A 22,308-nucleotide genomic window follows, 5' to 3' on the forward strand; every position below is an offset into this window, starting at 1 on the left:
TAATCTCCTGGGTAGCCTTAGTCGCTTTCCAGCTCGATGTTGATACCAAGCGAGCGAATTTCTTTGACCAATACGTTGAAGGATTCGGGCATACCCGGCTCCATCTGATGGTCCCCATCGACAATATTTTTGTACATCTTGGTACGGCCGTTTACGTCGTCCGACTTAACCGTCAGCATTTCCTGCAAGGTGTAAGCCGCGCCGTACGCTTCCAATGCCCAGACTTCCATCTCACCGAAGCGCTGGCCACCGAATTGAGCCTTACCACCCAGCGGCTGCTGTGTAACCAAGGAGTAAGAACCGGTCGAACGGGCGTGCATCTTGTCGTCAACCAAGTGGTTCAACTTCAACATGTACATGTAACCGACGGTGACCGGACGGTCGAAGGACTCACCGGTGCGACCGTCAAACAGTGTGCACTGACCGCTGTCCGGCAAATCCGCTAAACGCAGCAGGTTCTTAATTTCTTGTTCTTTGGCGCCGTCAAATACCGGCGTCGCAGTCGGAACACCGCCCTTAAGGTTTTTACACAGCTCGAGAATTTCGTTGTCGCTGAAGCTGTCCAAGTCTTCGTGACGAATGGCCTCATTTGACTTGTTGTACACCTGGTCCAGGAACTCACGCAGCTTGTTGATCTCAGCTTTGGCTTCCAGCATCGCGCCGATCTTACGACCCAGCCCCTTAGCTGCCCACCCAAGGTGAGTTTCCAAAACCTGACCGACGTTCATACGCGACGGAACACCGAGCGGGTTCAAGACCACGTCGACGGGTTCACCGTGTTCATCAAAGGGCATATCTTCGACGGGCATAATGACCGAGATAACACCTTTGTTACCGTGGCGACCTGCCATTTTGTCACCCGGCTGGATGCGACGCTTGACGGCGACGTAGACCTTAACGATCTTGAGTACGCCCGGCGCCAAATCATCACCCGTGGACAGCTTGCCGCGCTTGTCTTCAAAGCGTTCATCAAGCTTAGCTTTCAGCTCGGCCAACTGGTTTTCAGACTGTTCGATCTGCGAATTGAGCTCGTCATCTTTAACCCGAACCTTGAAGATATCGCCGCTGGGCAAGCCTTCCAGGATTTCGCGTGTCAGTGCCGAACCGCGCTTGAGTCCAGCGCCAGATACCACCGCAGCCCCGTCCAAGATGGTCACCAAACGTGATACCGCATCCGAGGTTACAATGCGCAATTCTTCGTTCAAGTCCTTGCGAACTTCGTCCAGCTGACCGGCTTCGATTTGCTTGGCCCGTTCGTCTTTCTCGATACCGTCGCGGGTAAAGATCTGGACGTCGATAACGGTGCCTTTGACACCGGCGCCGACGCGCAGCGAGGTGTCTTTAACATCGCTGGCTTTCTCGCCAAAGATCGCACGCAGGAGCTTTTCTTCCGGCGTCAGTTGGGTTTCGCCCTTAGGCGTTACCTTACCGACCAAGATATCACCGGCCTGAACTTCGGCGCCGATGTAAACCACACCGGTCTCGTCCAACTTAGCCAGGGCCGATTCGCCCACGTTAGGAATGTCCGAGGTGATCTCTTCGGAACCTAGCTTGGTGTCACGTGAGACACAAGTCAGTTCCTGAATGTGAATCGTGGTGAAACGGTCTTCTTGAACGACACGCTCCGAGATCAGAATCGAGTCTTCGAAGTTGTAACCGTTCCACGGCATGAAGGCGACACGCATGTTCTGGCCCAACGCCAGCTCACCCAGGTCAACCGACGGACCGTCAGCCAAAATGTCACCACGAGCAATCGCAGCACCCGGCTGAACGATTGGGCGCTGGTTCATACAGGTGTTCTGGTTAGAACGCGTGTATTTGGTCAGGTTATAAATGTCGACGCCGGCTTCACCCATGGTGGTTTCGTCATCATTTACACGGACCACGATACGCGACGCATCAACCCGTTCAATGGTGCCGCCACGACGGGCAACGACGCAGACCCCCGAGTCAGCGGCCACAGTGCCTTCTACACCGGTACCGACTAACGGCTTTTCAGCACGCAGGGTCGGTACGGCTTGACGCTGCATGTTCGAGCCCATCAAGGCTCGGTTAGCATCATCGTGTTCCAGGAACGGAATCAACGAGGCTGCCACAGATACAACCTGACGCGGACTGACGTCCATGTAGGTCACACGCTCAGGCGGCTGAACCGTAAATTCGTTGTCAAAACGAACCTGAACCAACTCGTCGGTCAGCTCGTTTTGTTCGTTCATCGTCGCCGATGCCTGAGCAATCACTTGCTCGGCTTCTTCGATCGCCGACAGGTACTCAATTTCATTGGTCACAACGCCGTCGACCACTTTACGGTACGGGCTTTCTAAGAAGCCGTACTCGTTGGTGCGCGCGTAGGTCGCCAATGAGTTGATCAAACCAATGTTCGGGCCTTCCGGTGTTTCAATCGGGCAAACACGGCCGTAGTGGGTCGGGTGAACGTCACGCACTTCAAAACCTGCGCGCTCACGCGTCAAACCGCCCGGCCCCAATGCTGAAACACGACGCTTATGCGTCACTTCCGACAAGGGGTTGTTTTGGTCCATAAACTGCGACAACTGGCTGGAGCCGAAGAATTCTTTAACCGCGGCCGCGACCGGCTTCGCGTTGATCAGGTCTTTCGGCGTCAAGCCTTCGCTTTCAGCCTGTGACAGGCGCTCACGAACCGCACGTTCGACACGAACCAAACCGACGCGGAACTGGTTTTCCGCCATTTCGCCAACACAACGCACGCGACGGTTACCCAGGTGATCGATGTCATCGACCTGGCCTTTGCCGTTACGAATCTCGATCAAGGTCTTCAACACCGCCAGGATATCGTCCTTATTCAGGACCATCTCGCCGGTATCAACATCACCACCGGATGCCTTAGCACGACCGACGCGACGGTTGAATTTCATCCGTCCGACTTTTGACAAGTCGTAGCGATCGCCATCGAAGAACAGGCCGTCAAACAGCTTCTTGGCAGACTCGTCCGTCGGCGGCTCGCCGGGACGCATCATGCGGTAGATTTCGACCATCGCACCCGGCAAATCGCGGGTCGGGTCAGCCGTCATAGTGTCAGAAATGAACGCACCCTGGTCCAGTTCGTTAGTGTAAATACACTCGAACTTGGTGACCTTGGCTTCGCGCATTGCACCCAACAGCTCAGCGGTAATCGGCTGGTTACAGCTTGCAACCAACTCGCCGGTTGACTTATTGACCAGGTCATCCGCAATCACCTTACCCAGCAGGTACTCATCCGGGACCGAGACGGTATTGACCTCAGCTTTCTTAAGATCACGGACGTGCTTAGCAGTAATACGCTTGCTGGCTTCAACCAGGACCTTGCCGGCCTTGTCGGTCAAATCGAAATTCAGCGTCTCGCCACGCAGGCGGTCGTGAACCAATTCCATGTTCGCGCCGCCTTTGAGCAGCTTGAACTGAATGTTTTCGAAGAAATGCCCAAGGATTTCTTTGTCTGACATGCCCATGGCGCGCAACAAGATAGAGGCGTGCAACTTACGACGGCGGTCAATGCGGACGAAGACCAGATCCTTAGGATCCATCTCGAAGTCCAACCATGAACCACGGTAAGGAATGACGCGCGCGCTGTGCAGCAATTTGCCAGACGAGTGGGTCTTGCCTTTGTCGTGCTCAAAAAAGACGCCCGGTGAACGGTGCAACTGCGACACGATAACGCGCTCAGTACCGTTGATAATAAAGGTGCCGTTTTCAGTCATGAGCGGAATTTCGCCCATGTACACTTCTTCTTCGCGAATGTCTTTGACCGCGCGGGTGCTGCTCTCTTTGTCGTAGATGACCAAGCGAGTTTTCACACGCAACGGCGCGGCGAAAGTATCACCACGCAAGATGCATTCTTTTTCGTCAAAACCGGGCGTACCCAGTCGGTAGCTTACATATTCCAGTACCGCGTTTTCTGAAACGCTTTTGATCGGGAAAACCGATTTGAAAGCGGCGTCCAAGCCACTCTCGCTGGTGTCGGAAACACCACCCGATTCTAAAAATTTACGATAAGACTCGACCTGAATGGCCAACAGTGGTGGTACTTCCATTGCCTGGGGCAATTTACTGAAGTCTTTGCGAATGCGCTTCTTTTCGGTATACGAGTAAGCCATCTAGTGCCTCTGCTCAAGTTGCCGGACTGTTAATCCGAATGGGACTATCCCGTTAGCGGGATACGGACAACGCGCTAAACGCCCTGTCCGTATCCAACTGTAATAAAGACGCATAAAGGCCGGTGGCAAAAATGCCACCAGCCTCGCGTCGCAATAAAGCGAAGAGTATTACTTCAGCTCTACAGAAGCGCCTGCTTCTTCCAGCTGTTTCTTGATCTCTTCAGCTTCGTCTTTGCTAGCTGCTTCTTTGACGGTGTTAGGAGCGCCGTCTACCAGTTCTTTAGCTTCTTTCAAGCCCAGACCGGTGATACCACGAACAACCTTGATCACGTTAACTTTCTTCTCGCCTGCGCCAGTCAAGATAACGTCAAATTCAGTTTGCTCTTCAGCAGCAGCAGCGTCGCCGCCAGCAGCGGGAGCAGCGGCAGCTACTGCAACAGCAGCAGTTACACCGAACTTCTCTTCCATTGCTTCAACCAGTTCTACTACTTCCATTACGCTCATGTCTGCGATTGCGTTCAGGATATCTTCTTTAGCTAGTGCCATTTTTAATTCTCCAAATGTTTAAACGAAACGGGGGCTGTCTTAAGCCGCCTGTTCCTTTTGATCTTTTACAGCGACGACGGTGCGAACCAACTTGGTCGGAATCGCGTCCAAAGTCTGGGCCAGCTTGGTAATGGGCGCGTTCATAACGCTCATCAGCATGCTGATTGCCTGATCTTTGGTCGGTAGCTTAGCTACCGCGTCTAACTGACTGCCGTCCATCAATTTGCCACCTAGGGCAATTGCGCGGACTTCCAGTGCGTCGTGTGCTTTAACCGCGTCCTTTAGGACTCGCGCGGCCGCACCTGGATCTTCCAGGCTAAAAGCAAACAAGCTAGGACCGACTAATGCCGGATCCAAACACTCAAATTCGGTGCCAACGACTGCCCGCTTGGCCAGTGTGTTACGCACAACGCGCAAGTACACACCACCACTACGTGCCAAGGCACGCAGTTCGGTCAGTTGTCCCACGGTCATACCGCGGTAGTCAGCAACGACAGCAGACAGAGCGCCTGCAGCAACTTTATTGACTTCAGCAACAATCTGCTGCTTGTCTTCTAGTCGCAATGCCATGGGCATCTCTCCTGTCTATTGATGAAAACGCTCAGGCTATGCCTGAGCACCCTTTTTGGTGCTCTCATCGAAATTCGATGGGGAACACCGTCTGCGCAGGACATTAAGCGACCACCTCAGAAGAGAATGGAGCACCTGCGGTCTTTGACGGTTCCCACAAGGGGAACCCCCAAAATTCTTACTTTTCGGCCAGTGAACCCTGGTCGACCGTCAATCCGGGACCCATCGTTGTCGACAGGGTCACCTTGCGAACGTAAATACCTTTGGCTGACGCAGGCTTGGCTTTGCGCAAGTCTGACAGCAGGGCTTCAACGTTTTCTTGCAGTGCAGCGGGCTCAAAACCAACGCGGCCAACCGGCGCGTGGATGATGCCGTTCTTGTCAACGCGGTAACGAACCTGCCCTGACTTAGCATTCTTGACCGCTTCAGCAACGTTCGGCGTGACCGTACCAACCTTGGGGTTAGGCATCAGGCCGCGAGGACCCAAGATCTGGCCCAACTGGCCAACAACGCGCATGGCGTCCGGGCTTGCAATAACCACGTCAAAGTTGAGCTGACCGGCTTTAACTTGCTCAGCCAGATCGTCCATGCCGACGATGTCAGCGCCAGCAGCCTTGGCCGCTTCAGCGTTGTCGCCTGAGGTGAATACCGCAACGCGAACATCTTTGCCGGTGCCGTTAGGCAACACGGTAGCGCCACGCACCACTTGATCTGATTTACGCGGGTCGATACCCAAGTTGATAGCCACGTCCACCGACTCGGAGAACTTGACCGAGCTAATTTCGTTCAACAGCGCAGCAGCATCGGTGAATGCGTAGGACTTGCCGACTTCAACTTTCTCTGCGATCGCCTTTTGGCGCTTAGTAAACTTGGCCACTTATAGACCCTCCACGTTCAGACCCATTGAGCGAGCGGTGCCGGCGATGGTGCGGACAGCCGCGTCCATGTCAGCGGCCGTCAAGTCAGGCTCTTTGGTGGTTGCAATTTCTTCCAGCTGAGCGCGTGTAACCGTGCCCACTTTTTCAGTGTTCGGGCGCGCAGAACCACTTTTCAGACCGGCTGCTTTTTTCAGCAATACGCTGGCAGGCGGAGTCTTAGTGATAAAGGTAAAGCTACGATCGCTGAATACAGAGATAACAACCGGAATGGGCAGGCCCGCTTCCATGTTCTGGGTCTGGGCGTTAAACGCTTTACAGAACTCCATGATGTTAACGCCGTGCTGACCCAGCGCAGGACCGACCGGCGGGCTGGGGTTCGCTTTACCTGCAGCTACCTGCAGCTTGATGTAGGCATCGATTTTCTTAGCCATGATTTTCTCCTAGTGGGTACAAGCGCCTTTCGGCTCCCCGGTTTAAACGTCAGCCTTTGGCGACCTGAGCAAATTCCAGCTCAACCGGCGTAGACCGACCAAAAATAATGACCGCAACTTGCAAGCGGCTCTTGTCGTAATTGACTTCTTCAACGGTGCCATTGAAGTCGGCAAAGGGACCATCGATAACGCGGACCATTTCGCCCGGCTCGAACAAGGTCTTCGGCTTGGGCTTGTCGACGTCCGTGCTGACACGGTCCAAAATCTCGTCAGCTTCGCGCTGCGACAACGGACGCGGGTTATCCGCAGTTCCGCCGATAAATCCGAGCACGCGGCTGACCGACTTAACGGTGTGCCAGGTGACGTCATCCATTTCCATCTCGACCATGACGTAGCCAGGATAGAACTTGCGCTCGCTCTTACGCTTTTTGCCGTCACGGATCTCTACCACTTCTTCGGTAGGGACCAAGATCTGACCGAACTTGTCTTGCAGACCCTCAAGCTCGATTTTCTCGAGGAGCGAGCGCATCACATGTTTTTCGTAGCCAGAAAAGGCCTGTACGACATACCAGCGTTTCATAATTCTCTCTTTAGCCGATAACTGAGGACACGCCCCAGCCAATCAAAGAATCCAAAGCCCACAACAACAGGGCCACCACCAATGTCACACCAATGACGATCAGGGTAGTTTGGGTCAGTTCAGGACGGGTCGGCCAGACAACGCGGCGCAACTCCGCACGCGCCTCTTTGATCAGAGAGGCGAACGCCATCCCTTTAACCGTCTGCAAGGCAACGAAACCGGCGACGGCAAAAACCACCAGCGCGGCGATGGCGCGGTACAAGACCGACTCACCACTAAAAAATGCGTTGCCGTAGGCCAAGCCGCCTAGCAGCGCAATGACGACCAGCCATTTAATGGCATCAAGTGCTCCGCCGTTTTGTGCTTCTGCGTTTGTGCTCATGTCACCACTCTAAAGACGAAAAAGCTGGCCCGATTACAGCAATGTAACCGGACCAGCGGTGTTTGGCAGGCCCAGAGGGATTCGAACCCCCGACCCTCGGTTTTGGAGACCGATGCTCTACCAGCTGAGCTATAGGCCTAAACTTTTGGAGCGCGAATTCTATGGCCTGACCGACCAAGCGTCAAGCAAGGATTCACATTTCGCACCCTGTCATAAAAAAGCCCCGGCGGATGCCAGGGCTTCTTTGCGGACCCGAAGGTCCCACTGAACACTTCAACGACCAGGCCCGTGAGCCCAGCCGCATCAAATTAGTTCAGGATTTTAGCGACAACACCTGCGCCAACGGTACGGCCACCTTCGCGAATCGCGAAACGCAGGCCTTCTTCCATTGCGATCGGTGCGATCAGCGTCACGGTCATCTGGATGTTATCACCCGGCATGACCATTTCAACGCCTTCAGGCAGCTCACAAGCGCCAGTCACGTCAGTCGTACGGAAGTAGAACTGCGGACGGTAGCCTTTGAAGAACGGCGTGTGACGGCCACCTTCGTCTTTGCTCAATACGTATACTTCCGCAGTGAACTCAGTGTGAGGCTTGATCGTGCCCGGCTTAGCCAGAACCTGACCACGCTGAACGTCGTCACGCTTAGTACCACGCAGCAAGACACCAACGTTCTCGCCTGCACGACCTTCGTCAAGCAGCTTGCGGAACATTTCAACACCCGTACAGGTGGTCTTGGTGGTGTCCGCGATGCCGATGATTTCCAGCTCGTCACCAACGTTTACGATGCCACGCTCAACACGACCCGTGACAACCGTGCCACGACCCGAGATTGAGAACACGTCTTCGATCGGCAGCAAGAACGGCTGATCTACCGCACGCTCAGGCTCAGGAATGTACGTGTCCAGCGTCTCTACCAACTTCTGTACTGCGGGCATACCGATGTCAGACGTGTCGCCTTCCAAAGCCTTCAGTGCAGAACCGATGATGATCGGCGTGTCGTCACCCGGGAATTCGTACTGGTCTAGCAATTCACGAATTTCCATCTCGACCAGTTCCAACAACTCTTCGTCGTCGACCATGTCCGCTTTGTTCATGAACACGACGATGTAAGGAACACCGACCTGACGTGACAGCAAGATGTGCTCGCGCGTCTGAGGCATCGGGCCGTCAGCAGCTGAACAGACCAAGATCGCGCCGTCCATCTGGGCAGCACCGGTGATCATGTTCTTGACGTAGTCGGCGTGGCCGGGGCAGTCAACGTGGGCGTAGTGACGAATCGTGCTTTCGTACTCTACGTGCGACGTTGCAATGGTAATACCACGCTCACGCTCTTCAGGTGCGTTATCGATCTGGTCGAATGCTTGCGCTTCGCCGCCGAAAACTTCCGCGCATACGCGAGTCAATGCCGCTGTCAGTGTAGTTTTACCGTGGTCAACGTGACCAATGGTGCCGACGTTTACGTGCGGCTTGGAACGTTCAAAGGTTGCCTTGGCCATCGCGCCAAACTCCTAAATATCATCGTTGAACTTACACCAAAAGGGCGACCGCGCTGCGATCACCCAATGGCGAGAAATGGTGGAGGGGGCAGGATTCGAACCTGCGAAGGCTGAGCCGGCAGATTTACAGTCTGCTCCCGTTGACCGCTTGGGTACCCCTCCGGTGCGCGGATTGTGGAGATCGAGCACTAGGCTGTCAAACGTTTTGTCACAATCGAGCGTTTGGTGCCGGCAGCAAGAATCGAACTCGCGACCTTCGCATTACAAGTGCGCTGCTCTACCTACTGAGCTATGCCGGCGCGGGGCGTAATATAGGGATAAACAATGCCTATGGCAACACTATTGTGAGCCCATCCAGCACTAAATTTTCGTGCAACTGCGTTGGGCGCTCCAGCAGGCCAGATAACCAGGGTGCATTGCCGCCGGTTAAGTGCACGATACCGACCGGCCCATGGCGACTTTCGTACCGATACAGCGCCTCTTTAATCAAACCGACATGCCCCAGCCGCAGCGCATGTTCGACACAGGTTTGGGTGTCGCGCCCGGGGCCGAGCTGAGCCTCGAACAAAGACTTCGCAGTTGAGCGAACCCGATCGGTCGACTCCCCAAGGGCCTTTCGACCCAGCTCGATGCCTGGGGCAATGTAGCCACCCAGGTGCTCGCCGGTGCGGGTCACAAAGTCAATGGTCAGTGCCGTGCCGGCCGAAATGACGCAGCACGCCTCGCCGGGACGAAAGGCCGCCGCAATACCCAGCCACCGGTCGATGCCCAAGCGCTCGGGCTGGCGATACGCCGGCACCAAGCCGTTGGCCAAGGGCAGCACCTTGGGATAATCAATCGCGACACCGGGCCATGCCTGCTCACAGCGCCGTGCCCACAGGTGGGTGCGGTCCGCCGATAACACCGAGGCGATGCGTACACGCGCCACACCGATCTGGCGGAAACAGTCTTTGTCGTCAAACTGACCGGCGCCACTGTGACGGCCAAATCGCCACTTAACGCGCGAGTTACCGAGGTCGCAATCAAGCGTGGGTACGGACACTGACTTCTCCTGAACGAACCGCCTGTTCGCGGCCATCTACATTAACTTGTAATTCGCCGGCGTGATTAATGCCACAGGCAAGGCCATGAACGTCGTCACCGCCGCTCAAAATGCGCACGCTTCGGCCCATCAATGCATCGTGCTTAGCATAGGTGGCACGCCACTGCTCCGGCTCCGTGACAAAGGATTGGAAAATGGCTCGGGCGACGCGACTGGCCAGCTGGTTGCGGGTGACGCTGGCTTTTAGACCAACCGTGCGCAGGTCCGACCAAGGCTGGTCGATCTGGCTGGCCACGGACATCGGCGTTTGGACGTTCAGGCCAACGCCAACGACGGCGCGACAATGACCCAGCGGATCGCCCTGCACTTCCACTAATACCCCCCCGCATTTATGGTCGGCCACCCATAAATCGTTTGGCCACTTGACCTGGATGCCGCGCACCCCTTGCGTGGCCAGCAGCTTGGCGATACCCGACCCGACACGCAGGCTAAGGGCATCCGGCAAGCCGTCATCAAAGGTCTGGGCGCAGGTTAGGTACAGGTTATGGCCCCAGGGCGAAACCCAAACACGCCCGCGTCGCCCTCTGCCCTGTGTTTGGTGTTCTGCCAACAGTACTTGTTGGCGCGCAGCGCTATGCAGGTCAAGCGCCATCAACGCCCGATTGGTGCTGTCCGTGCGCTCGACCACCTCAACCGTAATGCCGGCAAAGGTGCGCCGCAGCGATCGTCGAATACCGACCGGGTCCAGCCACTCGGCGCCACCGGGCATACGATAACCGCGCGCCCGGACCGACTCGATAGCCATCCCTTGGGCCCGCAGCGCTTGAATCTGTTGATTAATGCCCGCTCGGCTGATCGCCAGCGCAGCCGCCAAATCAGGGCCACGATGAAACTGACCGTCGGCGAGCAAATCCAGAAGTGGTGTCATCAAGCCCCTTGAAAAGCAATAGACGGCCCTTACTCAGGGCCTACAGAAACATCCCATGGAAGAACACAATGTCAAAAGAAACCCTCGGCTTTCAGACCGAAGTCAAACAACTGCTGCACCTCATGGTGCACTCATTGTATAGCGATCGTGAGATCTTTTTGCGCGAGCTTATTTCGAACGCCTCAGACGCCTGCGACAAACTACGTTTTGAAGCGCTGGAAAATGACGACCTCTATGAAGGTCAAACGGATCTAGGCATTACCCTAAGCGCAGACAAAGACGGCCGCCAGCTGATCATCAGCGACAGTGGCATCGGCATGAACCGAGACGACGTCATCCAAAACCTGGGCACCATCGCCAAATCAGGTACGGCAGACTTTTTATCCAATCTAAGCGGTGACCAGCGCAAAGACAGCCAACTGATCGGCCAGTTCGGCGTCGGCTTCTACTCGGGCTTCATGGTCGCCGACGAAATGATCGTCGAAACACGCAAGGCCGGTGAAGCCCAGGCGATCCGCTGGACCAGTACCGGGGACGGCCAATTCACGGTCGAAGAAATTGACAAAGCGGACCGCGGCACGCGCCTCATCCTGAAATTGAAAGAAGACGCCGCTGAATTCGCCGACGATTTCCGCTTGCGCAGCTTAGTCACCAAATACTCGGACCACATCCCGGTACCGGTGCGCATGTTTAAGGCCGATGACGAAGGCAACGCCACCACCGAGCTTGAAAACGTTAACGAAGCCAAGGCACTGTGGACACTGGCCAAGTCGGACATCAGCAAAGAAGACTACCAGGCCTTTTATAAGCACATCGCGAGTGACTGGGAAGATGCAGCGACCTGGGCGCACAACAAAGTCGAGGGCAAGCTGGACTACACCAGTTTGCTGTATGTACCCAAACGCGCACCCTTTGATTTGTGGAACCGAGAAGCCCCCAAAGGCCTGAAACTGTATGTTCAGCGCGTCTTTATCATGGACAAGGCCGAGGAGTTTTTGCCGCTGTACCTGCGCTTTATCCGCGGCGTCGTGGACACCAACGACCTGTCGCTTAACGTCAGCCGTGAGATTCTGCAAAACGACCCGCAGGTCCAAAGCATGAAAGCGGCGCTGACCAAGCGTGCGCTGGACACGCTAGAAAAAATGGCCAGCAAGGATAGCGACGCCTACCAAGCCTTTTACGAGCAATTCGGCGAAGTGCTAAAAGAAGGCCCGGCCGAAGATTTCGCCAACAAAGAGAAAATCGCGGGCTTACTGCGCTTTGCTTCGACGCTGGACAACGACGCCAAACAAAGCCAATCGCTGGACGCGTACATTGAACGCGCTGGTGACGAGCAAGACAGCATTTATGTGGTGGTCGCCGACAGCCACGCCAACGCACTTGGCAGCCCCTATTTGGAATTCTTCCGTAAGCAGGGCAAAGAAGTGTTGCTACTCAGCGATCGCATCGACGAATGGCTGGTCTCGCACTTGGCCGAGTACAAAGGCAAGAAGCTGGTGGATATCGCCAAGGGTGATGTGGACGTCGAAAAACTGGGTAGCAAGGACGACGCCGACAAACTCAAAGCAGCCGCTGAAGATGCCAAGGACTTGTTGGCACGCATGCAGGCGGTGCTGAGTGACGACGTTGAGTCCGTCCGCGTGTCCGGTCGACTGGTCGACAGCCCGTCATGTCTGGTCGTGAATGAAAACGACATGGGCATCCAAATGCGCCGGATCATGGAGGCCTCAGGTCAAAGCATGCCCGCCAGCAAGCCGATCCTGGAGATCAATCCCGAGCACGCGCTGATTAAAGGCTTGGACGCCGAAGCCGACGAAGACCGTTTCGACAAGGTCACCCGCGTGTTGCTGGACCAAGCTCGCTTAGCCGCCGGCGACACCTTGGAAGACGCCGCCAGCTACGTCCGCCGGGTCAACGAACTGCTCGTTTAATCGCATGCCGCGTTGGGGCTCAGGCCCCGGCGCGGTGCATTAGCTGTGCGTAAAGCGACAGCTCATCGAAGATCATCCACTCGTTCAGAATCTTGCCGTCACGCAGCTCAAAGTGACTGGCGCCCAACAACGCCACCTCGGCATCCACCGCCGGACCAAACATCGACACGCGGTCGTGCTTGGCCTTGACGCTCCAGCGCAGAGCAATGCGCACCGGCTTATTAGCATCGGCACGAACAATGACGTGGTGAATGGTCAAGACGGGCTCGGACAATCCACCAAAGCGTTCCTGGTCCCAGGCCTGCAAGCCCGTTAATCCATGCACCAAACTCGCCCCCGAACCTTCAAAGCGCAGCGCACGGTCATAATGCTCGACCCATGAATGATCGCCGGTCAAGCGCTTGTGGTAAGCCTGAATCGCGACCTCGGCCACGGCGGCATCGCCGTGCACGCGAACGCTGTCGGACCACCGAGCAACCAAGTCATCGGCACTGGTCTGGCCATCCGTGTTGCCCAACTCAATCATGCGCGCGACCTGAAGCTCGGGTTCGATCCCGAGTTGAATCGCAACACCGCAATTGTCCCGGACCAAATACTCATCAACGATTTTGTCGGCTTCGCAAATGCAGTCGGCGATGGTCAGCATCGTGACCGCCAATCCAGTCGGCGCGCCGAACAATCCATCACCGATATGGTGACAGGGAGACCGCACCCGATGAGATGAGTAAAACACCCGCTCATCCCAGTCTCCTACGATGATGTCATCGGCCAGCAGTTCGCGGTCTGGAAACTGATCCAAGGTCGCCTGGGTTCCGGCAATGACCGGCTCGACACCGACCGATACCGACATCGGGGTCTTAACTGGACAATCATAACTGTACCAATCATGTATCAATTCAAGGCCACGAAGCTCCCAGATCCGATAGGTGATATCGAGGATGTAGTGCTCTGGTGATTTGAACTCACTCGAAAACCCTTGCATTCCCACGGCCCGCTCCTCTGTCTAGTGGATCTCGAGTCTAGGTCAGTGCATTCGCATGCACAAGGCGCTCGACCTACCCATCATAAGCATCACTTATAGTGTGGTTTTGAAATTCTAATTGGTCAGCGCCGGTGTTTTTTGGGATTGTACGAGCCCTACAGTAATCTGCTAACGGAGCCCCACCATGACCCAGCGCGTTGAACATTTTGTCAATGGCCAACTAACAGCCGGCACCTCGACTCGCGTTCAGGACGTCACCAACCCCGCGACCGGCGCGATCACCGCTCAAGTGGCACTGGCCAATGCGGTCGACGTTGACACCGCGGTCAAGGCTGCGCGCGCTGCATTTCCGGCCTGGGCTGCAATGCCACCCATTCGTCGCGCCCGACTGATGAACGCGTTTCTGCAACTGGTTCGTGACAACAAAGAAGCCCTGGCGGCGCTGATTACGGCCGAACACGGCAAGGTCTTCACCGACGCCTGCGGTGAAGTTGAGCGCGGCATCGATATTATTGAGTTTGCCTGCGGCATTCCGCAGCTGCTAAAGGGTGATTTCACCGAACAGGTGTCGACCGGTATCGATAACTGGACCATGCGCCAACCCTTGGGTGTGGTCGCCGGCGTGACGCCGTTTAATTTCCCGGTCATGGTGCCGATGTGGATGTTCCCGGTTGCGGTCGCAGCTGGTAATACCTTTATCCTGAAGCCCTCCCCCACCGACCCGTCCGCGGCTTTGTTTTACGCCGACCTGATGAAACAAGCCGGATTTCCAGACGGTGTATTCAACGTCGTTAACGGCGACAAAGAAGCCGTCGATGCGCTACTCGAACACCCCCAGGTCGAGGCCATCTCGTTTGTCGGATCGACCCCGATTGCCAACTACATCTACGAACGCGGCGCCCATTTTGGCAAGCGAGTTCAGGCCTTGGGTGGCGCCAAAAACCATATGGTGGTGATGCCCGATGCAGACTTGGACAAAACCGTTGATGCACTAATTGGCGCAGCCTACGGCTCGGCCGGCGAACGTTGCATGGCGATCTCAGTGGCGGTCATGGTCGGCGACGCCGGCGATAAAATCATCGGCCAACTCACCGAGCGATGCCGCCAGCTGCACATCACCGATGGCATGGATTTGAGTGCCGAGATGGGCCCCATTGTCACCGCCCAAGCAAAACAACGCATCGAAGGCTACATTCAGTCTGGCGCTGACGACGGCGCTTCGCTGCTGGTCGACGGCAGAGGATTTTCGGTCGACGGTCAGGCCGGTGGTTTCTGGTTGGGCGGCACCCTGTTCGATCACGTCACCCCGGACATGAAGATTTACAAAGAAGAGATCTTTGGACCGGTGCTGGCCTGCGTCCGTGTCGACACCTTCGCCGAGGCGGTTGACCTGATCAACCGCCACGAGTTTGGCAACGGCGTTTCATTATTCACGCGGGACGGCAACGTGGCCCGCGAATTCGGCCGCCACATTCAAGTCGGCATGGTCGGAATCAACGTACCCATCCCTGTGCCGATGGCGTGGCAGGGTTTTGGCGGCTGGAAAAAGAGCCTGTTTGGCGACATGCACGCGTACGGCGAGGAAGGTGTGCGTTTTTACACCAAGCAAAAGTCGATCATGCAGCGGTGGCCGGAGAGCATCGAAAAAGGTGCCGAATTCACAATGCCCGTGGCCAAGTAACCAGCCCCGCCGACTACTAAGAGGGACCGCACCATGAGCAGTAAAAATTTCGATTACATCGTCATTGGTGCGGGATCGGCCGGATGTTTGCTGGCAAACCGCCTCAGCGCCGACCCCGAGAAACACGTGCTGCTGGTAGAAGCCGGCAAGCGCGACAACTATCACTGGATCCACATCCCGGTCGGGTATTTATACTGTATTGGTAACCCGCGTACGGATTGGTTATTTAAAACCCAACCCGACGCGGGCCTGAATGGCCGCTCGCTCCTGTATCCGCGTGGCAAGACACTCGGTGGTTGCTCGTCGATCAATGGCATGATCTACATGCGCGGCCAAGCTCGGGACTACGACGGTTGGGCCGAGCTGACGGGCGATGCCGGTTGGTCGTGGGATAACTGCCTGCCCGCGTTTCAACAGCACGAAAACCACTACCGCCTTGACCAAGGATCCGACCTCGCCGGTGCTGAGCGCGATGCGTTTAAAAAGCTACACGGCCACGGTGGCGAGTGGCGCATCGAAAAGCAGCGCCTGCGCTGGGACATCCTTGCGGCCTTCTCGGACGCCGCAGTCCAGGCCGGCATCCCACGCACTGATGACTTTAATGGCGGCGACAATGCCGGCGTTGGCTACTTCGAGGTCAACCAGCGCAAAGGCTGGCGTTGGAACACCGCTAAGGCATTCTTGCGTCCAGTCAACGCACGTCCAAACTTGACCGTCTGGACCCAGAGCCAGGTCGAGCGCCTAACTTTTGACGAGCAAGATGAACTGACCTGCAACGGCGCCATCATCAACCGTGGTGGCGAATCGGTGGCGGTGACGGCGACCCGCTGCGTGGTCTTGTCCGCAGGCGCCATCGGATCACCGCAGGTGCTGCAGTTATCGGGCATTGGCCCGCGGGCATTGCTCGAAAGCCACGACATTGCAGTCCATGTGGATGCGCCTGGGGTGGGCCAGAACCTGCAAGACCACCTGCAGATCCGTGCGGTCTACAAGGTATCAAATGTTAAAACACTCAACACCACGGCCAACAGCCTGTGGGGCAAGGCTATGATCGGGCTTGAATACCTGTTAACCCGGTCAGGGCCGATGAGCATGTCCCCCAGCCAACTGGGTGCCTTTACCAAGTCCGATCCGGCCCAACCCCATGCAAATTTGGAGTACCACGTACAGCCTCTGAGTTTGGAAGCCTTCGGCGAGGACCTACACCCCTTCCCCGCATTCACCGCCAGCGTATGCAACCTAAACCCGACCAGCCGCGGCCAGGTGCGTATTCAATCCAACCGCTTTGACGATGCCCCGTTGATTGAACCCAACTACCTGAGCACGCCGGAGGACCGCAAAATCGCCGCGGACAGCCTGCGTCAGATCCGCGATATCGTGAATCAATCGGCGCTGGCTCAATACCAACCCGAGGAATATAAGCCCGGATTGCAATACCAAACCGACGAGGAACTGGCGACGCTGGCTGGCGAAATTGCGACAACAATTTTTCACCCGGTTGGCACCGTCAAGATGGGACGGGATGATGACACTATGGCTGTGCTCGATACCCGCTTGCGGGTGCGCGGCGTGCATAACCTACGTGTCGCTGACGCCAGCGTGATGCCAACTATTACCAGTGGTAACACCAACTCGCCGACCCTAATGATTGCCGAAAAAGCAGCGCGCTTTATCATCGACGACCAAGCCTGATCCACGCTCAACAAAAATAAACAGGTACCCCCATGAGTCACTCAGAGCCGGCACCCTTGCCACCTTTGCCCCTGGACGGCGTTAACGTCGTCGACTTCGGCCAGTACATCGCCGGTCCCGCGGTCGGGATGATTTTGGCTGATTTTGGTGCGACCGTGATCCACGTCGATCCGCCAACGGGACCCATGTGGGACAACCCAGCTAACGCGATTTTGAATCGAAATAAGCTGTGCCTGCAGCTGGACCTTAAGACCGAACAGGGCGTCGTCGACGCCCATCGCTTGATCGCCCAGGCCGACATCGTGATCGAAAACTTTCGACCTGGTGTGCTGGCGCGTTTAGGTGTTGACCTTGAAGCCTTGACGGACGAGCGCACGGACTTGATTGCATTGTCCGTTCCCGGGTTTGCCTCCAACGATGCCCTGCGCCGTGATTGGCGGGCGTTTGAGAGCGTGATTGCTGCGCAGTCCGGGGTTTTCACCGACATGGGTTTGAACCGCGTATTGATGGGCATTAACCCATCATTTTCGCCGCTGCCTTTAGGCTCGGCGTACGGCACCATGCTAGCCGCGTCGTCGGTCGTATTGGCCCTGCAGTCGCGTGAAATAACCGGCCGCGGCGATTACATTGAAGTGCCGTTGGCCGCGTCACTGATGGAAGGGTTGAGCTACAACTCTATTCACATCGACAATTTCCCCGCACGCTACAAAACCCAGCGCGAAAAAGAAATCGAGCGGCGCCGGGCCAGCGGCGAGGCCATGGATGTCAGTTATGACGACTTACAGGAACTGCTTGATCCGTTTTATCGCTCATACCTGTGCAAGGACAAGCGGTACTTTTATGTGGTGTGCCCGTCGCACCGCTTCCATGCCAAACGCTGCCTGCAGACCCTAGGCCTTTACGAGGAACTCATTGCCGATGGGTTGCTGGAAGAGCCCAACAGTTACAAGCCCATGTCCGAGTGGACGTCCAACGTATCGCTGGGCGTTTACCCCCTGCCAAAGTTTTGGGCAGACAAAATCGCCGAGCGTATGAAAGCGGTGTTCAGCACCCGTACGTCCGGGGAATGGGAAAAGATCTTTGGTCGCGGCAAGTTTCCTGGCGCTCCGCAGCGATGGTTACAGGAATGGATTTACGACGACCATGCCGAGACCACCGGACTCATCGTAGAGGTGAATGACCCAACATACGGGCCGATGCAACAGCCCGGGCCGCTGGCGTGGATGCACGATCACGCCCTGCCAATGTTGGAACCGCAGGGACGCCGCGCATCGGACCTGACCACAGCCCTTGCAACCATGATGATGAACCCACGGCCAGTGTTTGACGAGGTCAAAGACCCAGCACCCTGGTTAGACGGGGTCAAAATCTTGGATCTGTGCAATGTTATCGCCGGCCCCCATTCGGTCGCCTACCTAGCCCGCTTTGGCGCTGAGGTCATCAAGATCGACCCTGCGAGCCCGCTATATGACTGCTGGAACACGGTGATTTTCGGCCTATCCCATATGCGCTCCAAGCAATCCGTATTGCTGGATATTCGACACGGGGACGGTCGCGTCGCGTTCGAGGCATTAGTTAAGTCGGTCGACGTCGTAGTCTGGAATGCCACGGACAGCCAAGTGGCTCAAATGGGCCTGACGGAGGAGCTGTTATCCGCCATTAACCCCGAAGTGATATTCTGCCAACTCGACTGTTTTGGTGGCATCAAGCAAGGCTTACGGACAAATTACCTCGGCTACGACGACGTCGTTCAAGCCAGCACCGGCATCATGCACCGATTCGGCGGTGGCATGGAGGCGCCCGAGGAGCACGCGCACGTAGGCACCATTGACGTCATGTGCGGGTTCGGTGGGTCACTCGGCATTGCCACGGCCTTGTATCAAAAATACAAAACTGGTCGTATTGGGCGACCGCGAACCTCGCTGGCGGCATTGACCGGACTGGCTCAGATCCCATTCTGTTTTGACTACAAAGGCCGGCCAAATTTTGATGAGCCCGCGGGACGTGAAGCCCAGGGCTACCATGCACTCGAACGTTTTTACCCCACCTCGGACGGCACCTTGATGCTGGCGGCACAACTGAGCCAGATGCACGCCCTGTCCACCGCACTGGGCCTTCCGGATCTGGAACGGGCCAAAGAAGAATTTCGTATTCACTTGCTGGCCGAGGTCTTTGCTAAGCGCAGCGCAGCTCACTGGGTCGATCTACTGCAAGGTCTTAACATCGCAGCTGCCCAATGCGACAGCATTGATACCTTACGCGACGAGCACTGCCAAGACGCCGGCGTATCTAGCGGTATCGAACGCGGTAGTTACTCGTTCTCACGCTACGCCGACCACCCCGCAGGGCGCACAGTGATTCAACTAGATCCCTATGCGGTGCGCCCTCGGCATGCCCCAATCCGCGCACTAACGCCCAGTGAGCAGTATGGCGCGTCAACGCGTGCGGTGTTGCAGTCGGTCGGCTACGATGATGTGGAAATTGATCGTCTCATTAAACAAGGCGACGCGGCCGAACGCTGGAGCGACGAATACTTGCCCACCTAAGGAACCCGCGCCGTAATAAGGACTGTTGTGGACTACACGGCGCTGCGCGTATTCGTCACCATTGCTGAACAAGGTTCGCTAACCCGAGCCGCAACCCAGCTTTGCATCACCCAGCCTGCCGTCAGCTTGCAGTTAAAGAAGCTCCAGTCAGAGCTGTCATTGACCCTGCTGGAGCGCAGCGGCCCGGGTATGCGATTAACCGATGCCGGCCGCAAACTGCTGCCGGCTGCACAACGCGCCGTCGAAGTTTTCGCCGAATTCCGCACCGCCGCACGCGGTCTTCAAGACGGGGTCTATGGCAACCTTCGCATCGGTACCATCATCGATCCCGAGTTCGTACGTTTAGGCGCCACGCTTGGCCTACTGTCACAGCACCACCCAGGCCTAACGTTTGATCTGCGCCAAGGGATGTCCGGCAATGTGGCTCGTGACGTAGAAACCGGGTTGCTCGATGTTGGCTTTACGCTGGGACTACCGGGGTTCAAAGACCTAAGCCCAAAGCTTCACGTCAAACCCTTGGCCGAATTTACCTACAAGGTGATTGCACCGGCCGGCTGGGGTCACGAAGTCACCGGCAAAGACTGGACAGAGTTGGCCACCTTACCGTGGATTAGCACGCCCGAACCCTCCGTGCACTCACGATTGTTAGCCAGCGCATTTGACGGCCTCGGCGTCACCCCACGGATCGCAGCGCGAGTCGACGTAGAGCCCTCGATGATGGATCTGGTGAAGTCCGGCGTGGCCTTGTCACTGGCCCGCGACAGCCTGGCATTGCAGGCGGCCAAGGAACATGGCGTGATGGTTGCTGACCGCGTAGCACTGCAGGCAGAACTGGGGTTTATCTGTGTCAAAGGGCGCGAGGCAGAGCCCGCGATTGGCGCAGCATTCGAGTTGGTGGGGCGGGCGTGGGGGCTTTAACCCCACGCGGTGCGAGCGCAGACAGATTCAATTTAAAAGCCTGGCGCCCGCGGAGCGGCTGACCCACAGGATGTGGGAAATGCCGCGGAGGCCATGGATGGCCGAGAGCGGCCCGGCTCACCCTACTCTCACGTTCGAGTAGCCCATCGAGCAGGCATAAAAAAAGGCCCGACCCCCACAACGTGGGTGGCATTAAAAGCCTGGCGCCCCTTCGGGCCCGGTCGACAGCACAGCTGCCGCCGCTCCACCCTAGTTGACTGCCTCGCAGTCAACGCCGCTACGCGGTCGGGTTACGCCCTACTCCCCCATGGGGAACCCCATGTGAGAGAACACCCGTCGAGCAGGCATAAAAAAAGGCCCGACCCCCACAACGTGGGGATCGGGCCTTTGCATTAAAAGCCTGGCGATGACCTACTCTCACATGGGGAGACCCCACACTACCATCGGCGCTAATCTGTTTCACTTCCGAGTTCGGGATGGGATCGGGTGGGTCCAGACCGCTATGGTCGCCAAGCAAACTTTGGGCAATGAGCTTTCACTCATCCCCGAAATACGCGTCATCTAGAGTTAACTCAAGAACAGTCCAAGCCAATTGGCATTCAACGGTCTGCTTCGGTGTTGTATGGTCAAGCCACACGGGCAATTAGTACTGGTTAGCTCAACGCCTCACAACGCTTACACACCCAGCCTATCAACGTCGTAGTCTACGACGGCCCTTTAGACCCCCTAAGGGGTGTGAGAACTCATCTTGAAGGAGGCTTCCCGCTTAGATGCTTTCAGCGGTTATCCCGTCCGAACTTAGCTACCCGGCAATGCCACTGGCGTGACAACCGGAACACCAGAGGTTCGTCCACTCCGGTCCTCTCGTACTAGGAGCAGCTCTTCTCAATTCTCAAAACGTCCACGGCAGATAGGGACCGAACTGTCTCACGACGTTCTAAACCCAGCTCGCGTACCACTTTAAATGGCGAACAGCCATACCCTTGGGACCGGCTTCAGCCCCAGGATGTGATGAGCCGACATCGAGGTGCCAAACACCGCCGTCGATGTGAACTCTTGGGCGGTATCAGCCTGTTATCCCCGGAGTACCTTTTATCCGTTGAGCGATGGCCCTTCCATACAGAACCACCGGATCACTAGGACCTACTTTCGTACCTGTTCGACTTGTCAGTCTCACAGTCAAGCACCCTTCTACCCTTGCGCTCATGGAACGATTTCCGACCGTTCCGAGGGTACCTTCGCGCTCCTCCGTTACTCTTTGGGAGGAGACCGCCCCAGTCAAACTACCCACCACGCGCTGTCCCTGTACCGGATAACGGTACGAGGTTAGAACCCCAAATTTGCCAGGCTGGTATTTCAAGGTTGGCTCCACCGAAACTAGCGTCCCGGTTTCATAGCCTCCCAGCTATCCTACACAAACAAATTCAGAGTCCAGCGCGAAGCTGTAGTAAAGGTTCACGGGGTCTTTCCGTCTAGCCGCGGATACACAGCATCTTAACTGCGATTTCAATTTCACTGAGTCTTGGGTGGAGACAGCGTGGCCATCGTTACACCATTCGTGCAGGTCGGAACTTACCCGACAAGGAATTT

General features: G+C 56.5%; 16 protein-coding genes, 3 tRNA genes and 2 rRNA genes (1 of these 21 only partly in view). 5 read left to right on the plus strand and 16 right to left on the minus strand.

Annotated features, from left to right (window positions below):
• Window positions 1–17: 17 nt before the first annotated feature.
• From rpoB to GH975_RS09970, 13 genes are all read right to left on the minus strand, one after another.
• On the minus strand, window positions 18–4,112 hold the full coding sequence (rpoB, locus tag GH975_RS09910) for a DNA-directed RNA polymerase subunit beta (protein WP_153714372.1): 4,095 nt from the start codon (window positions 4,110–4,112) through the stop codon (window positions 18–20).
• A 168-nt stretch (window positions 4,113–4,280) separates the two neighbouring features.
• Complete coding sequence (gene rplL / locus GH975_RS09915; RefSeq protein WP_153714373.1) at window positions 4,281–4,658, minus strand: 50S ribosomal protein L7/L12; 378 nt, start codon at window positions 4,656–4,658, stop codon at window positions 4,281–4,283.
• Window positions 4,659–4,697: 39 nt separating this feature from the next.
• Window positions 4,698–5,228 carry a 50S ribosomal protein L10 gene (gene rplJ / locus GH975_RS09920; RefSeq protein ID WP_153714374.1) on the minus strand — a complete coding sequence of 177 codons (531 nt, stop codon included), beginning with the start codon at window positions 5,226–5,228 and terminating at the stop codon, window positions 4,698–4,700.
• Between the two features lie 178 nt (window positions 5,229–5,406).
• On the minus strand, window positions 5,407–6,105 hold the full coding sequence (gene rplA, locus GH975_RS09925; RefSeq protein ID WP_153714375.1) for a 50S ribosomal protein L1: 699 nt from the start codon (window positions 6,103–6,105) through the stop codon (window positions 5,407–5,409).
• A complete protein-coding gene (rplK, locus tag GH975_RS09930) occupies window positions 6,106–6,537 on the minus strand; it encodes a 50S ribosomal protein L11 (protein WP_153714376.1) in 432 nt (143 codons plus the stop codon).
• A gap of 49 nt (window positions 6,538–6,586) precedes the next feature.
• On the minus strand, window positions 6,587–7,120 hold the full coding sequence (gene nusG / locus GH975_RS09935; RefSeq protein WP_153714833.1) for a transcription termination/antitermination protein NusG: 534 nt from the start codon (window positions 7,118–7,120) through the stop codon (window positions 6,587–6,589).
• 7 nt (window positions 7,121–7,127) lie between these two features.
• Window positions 7,128–7,499, minus strand: a complete 372-nt coding sequence (gene secE, locus GH975_RS09940; protein ID WP_153714377.1) for a preprotein translocase subunit SecE — start codon at window positions 7,497–7,499, stop codon at window positions 7,128–7,130.
• A 63-nt stretch (window positions 7,500–7,562) separates the two neighbouring features.
• A tRNA-Trp gene (locus tag GH975_RS09945) sits at window positions 7,563–7,638 on the minus strand.
• Window positions 7,639–7,807: 169 nt separating this feature from the next.
• Window positions 7,808–8,998, minus strand: coding sequence for an elongation factor Tu (gene tuf, locus GH975_RS09950; protein ID WP_153714367.1), 1,191 nt, complete (start codon window positions 8,996–8,998; stop codon window positions 7,808–7,810).
• 77 nt (window positions 8,999–9,075) lie between these two features.
• Window positions 9,076–9,160 (minus strand) — tRNA-Tyr (locus GH975_RS09955).
• A 61-nt stretch (window positions 9,161–9,221) separates the two neighbouring features.
• Window positions 9,222–9,297: transfer RNA gene (locus tag GH975_RS09960), tRNA-Thr, on the minus strand.
• A 29-nt stretch (window positions 9,298–9,326) separates the two neighbouring features.
• Window positions 9,327–10,040, minus strand: a complete 714-nt coding sequence (locus GH975_RS09965) for a type III pantothenate kinase (RefSeq protein WP_170272623.1) — start codon at window positions 10,038–10,040, stop codon at window positions 9,327–9,329.
• A complete protein-coding gene (locus GH975_RS09970; RefSeq protein WP_153714379.1) occupies window positions 10,021–10,968 on the minus strand; it encodes a biotin--[acetyl-CoA-carboxylase] ligase in 948 nt (315 codons plus the stop codon). The genes GH975_RS09965 and GH975_RS09970 overlap by 20 nt, the downstream gene beginning before the upstream one ends.
• 68 nt (window positions 10,969–11,036) lie before the next feature.
• Here GH975_RS09970 and htpG point away from each other — a divergent pair, with 68 nt between their 5' ends.
• Window positions 11,037–12,899, plus strand: coding sequence for a molecular chaperone HtpG (htpG, locus tag GH975_RS09975; RefSeq protein ID WP_153714380.1), 1,863 nt, complete (start codon window positions 11,037–11,039; stop codon window positions 12,897–12,899).
• 19 nt (window positions 12,900–12,918) lie between these two features.
• On the opposite strand, the gene GH975_RS09980 is transcribed toward htpG, so the two are convergent.
• Window positions 12,919–13,881 (minus strand): nuclear transport factor 2 family protein, encoded by a 963-nt coding sequence (locus GH975_RS09980; protein WP_153714381.1) that lies wholly within the window; start codon window positions 13,879–13,881, stop codon window positions 12,919–12,921.
• A 184-nt stretch (window positions 13,882–14,065) separates the two neighbouring features.
• On the opposite strand from GH975_RS09980, the gene GH975_RS09985 reads away from it, so the two are divergent.
• From GH975_RS09985 to GH975_RS10000, 4 genes are read left to right on the plus strand one after another with little or no spacing between them, the layout of a single operon-like run.
• Window positions 14,066–15,562 carry a CoA-acylating methylmalonate-semialdehyde dehydrogenase gene (locus GH975_RS09985; protein WP_153714382.1) on the plus strand — a complete coding sequence of 499 codons (1,497 nt, stop codon included), beginning with the start codon at window positions 14,066–14,068 and terminating at the stop codon, window positions 15,560–15,562.
• Between the two features lie 33 nt (window positions 15,563–15,595).
• Complete coding sequence (locus GH975_RS09990; RefSeq protein WP_153714383.1) at window positions 15,596–17,254, plus strand: GMC family oxidoreductase; 1,659 nt, start codon at window positions 15,596–15,598, stop codon at window positions 17,252–17,254.
• A gap of 32 nt (window positions 17,255–17,286) precedes the next feature.
• Window positions 17,287–19,800, plus strand: coding sequence for a CoA transferase (locus GH975_RS09995; protein ID WP_153714384.1), 2,514 nt, complete (start codon window positions 17,287–17,289; stop codon window positions 19,798–19,800).
• A gap of 27 nt (window positions 19,801–19,827) precedes the next feature.
• Window positions 19,828–20,718, plus strand: coding sequence for a LysR family transcriptional regulator (locus GH975_RS10000; RefSeq protein ID WP_153714385.1), 891 nt, complete (start codon window positions 19,828–19,830; stop codon window positions 20,716–20,718).
• 398 nt (window positions 20,719–21,116) lie between these two features.
• Here GH975_RS10000 and rrf read toward each other — a convergent pair.
• Window positions 21,117–21,232: ribosomal RNA gene (gene rrf, locus GH975_RS10005) — 5S ribosomal RNA — on the minus strand.
• 108 nt (window positions 21,233–21,340) lie between these two features.
• Window positions 21,341–22,308: ribosomal RNA gene (locus GH975_RS10010) — 23S ribosomal RNA — on the minus strand (it continues 1,913 nt past the right edge of the window).

Source organism: Litorivicinus lipolyticus (assembly GCF_009650135.1).
Classification (GTDB): domain Bacteria; phylum Pseudomonadota; class Gammaproteobacteria; order Pseudomonadales; family Litorivicinaceae; genus Litorivicinus; species Litorivicinus lipolyticus.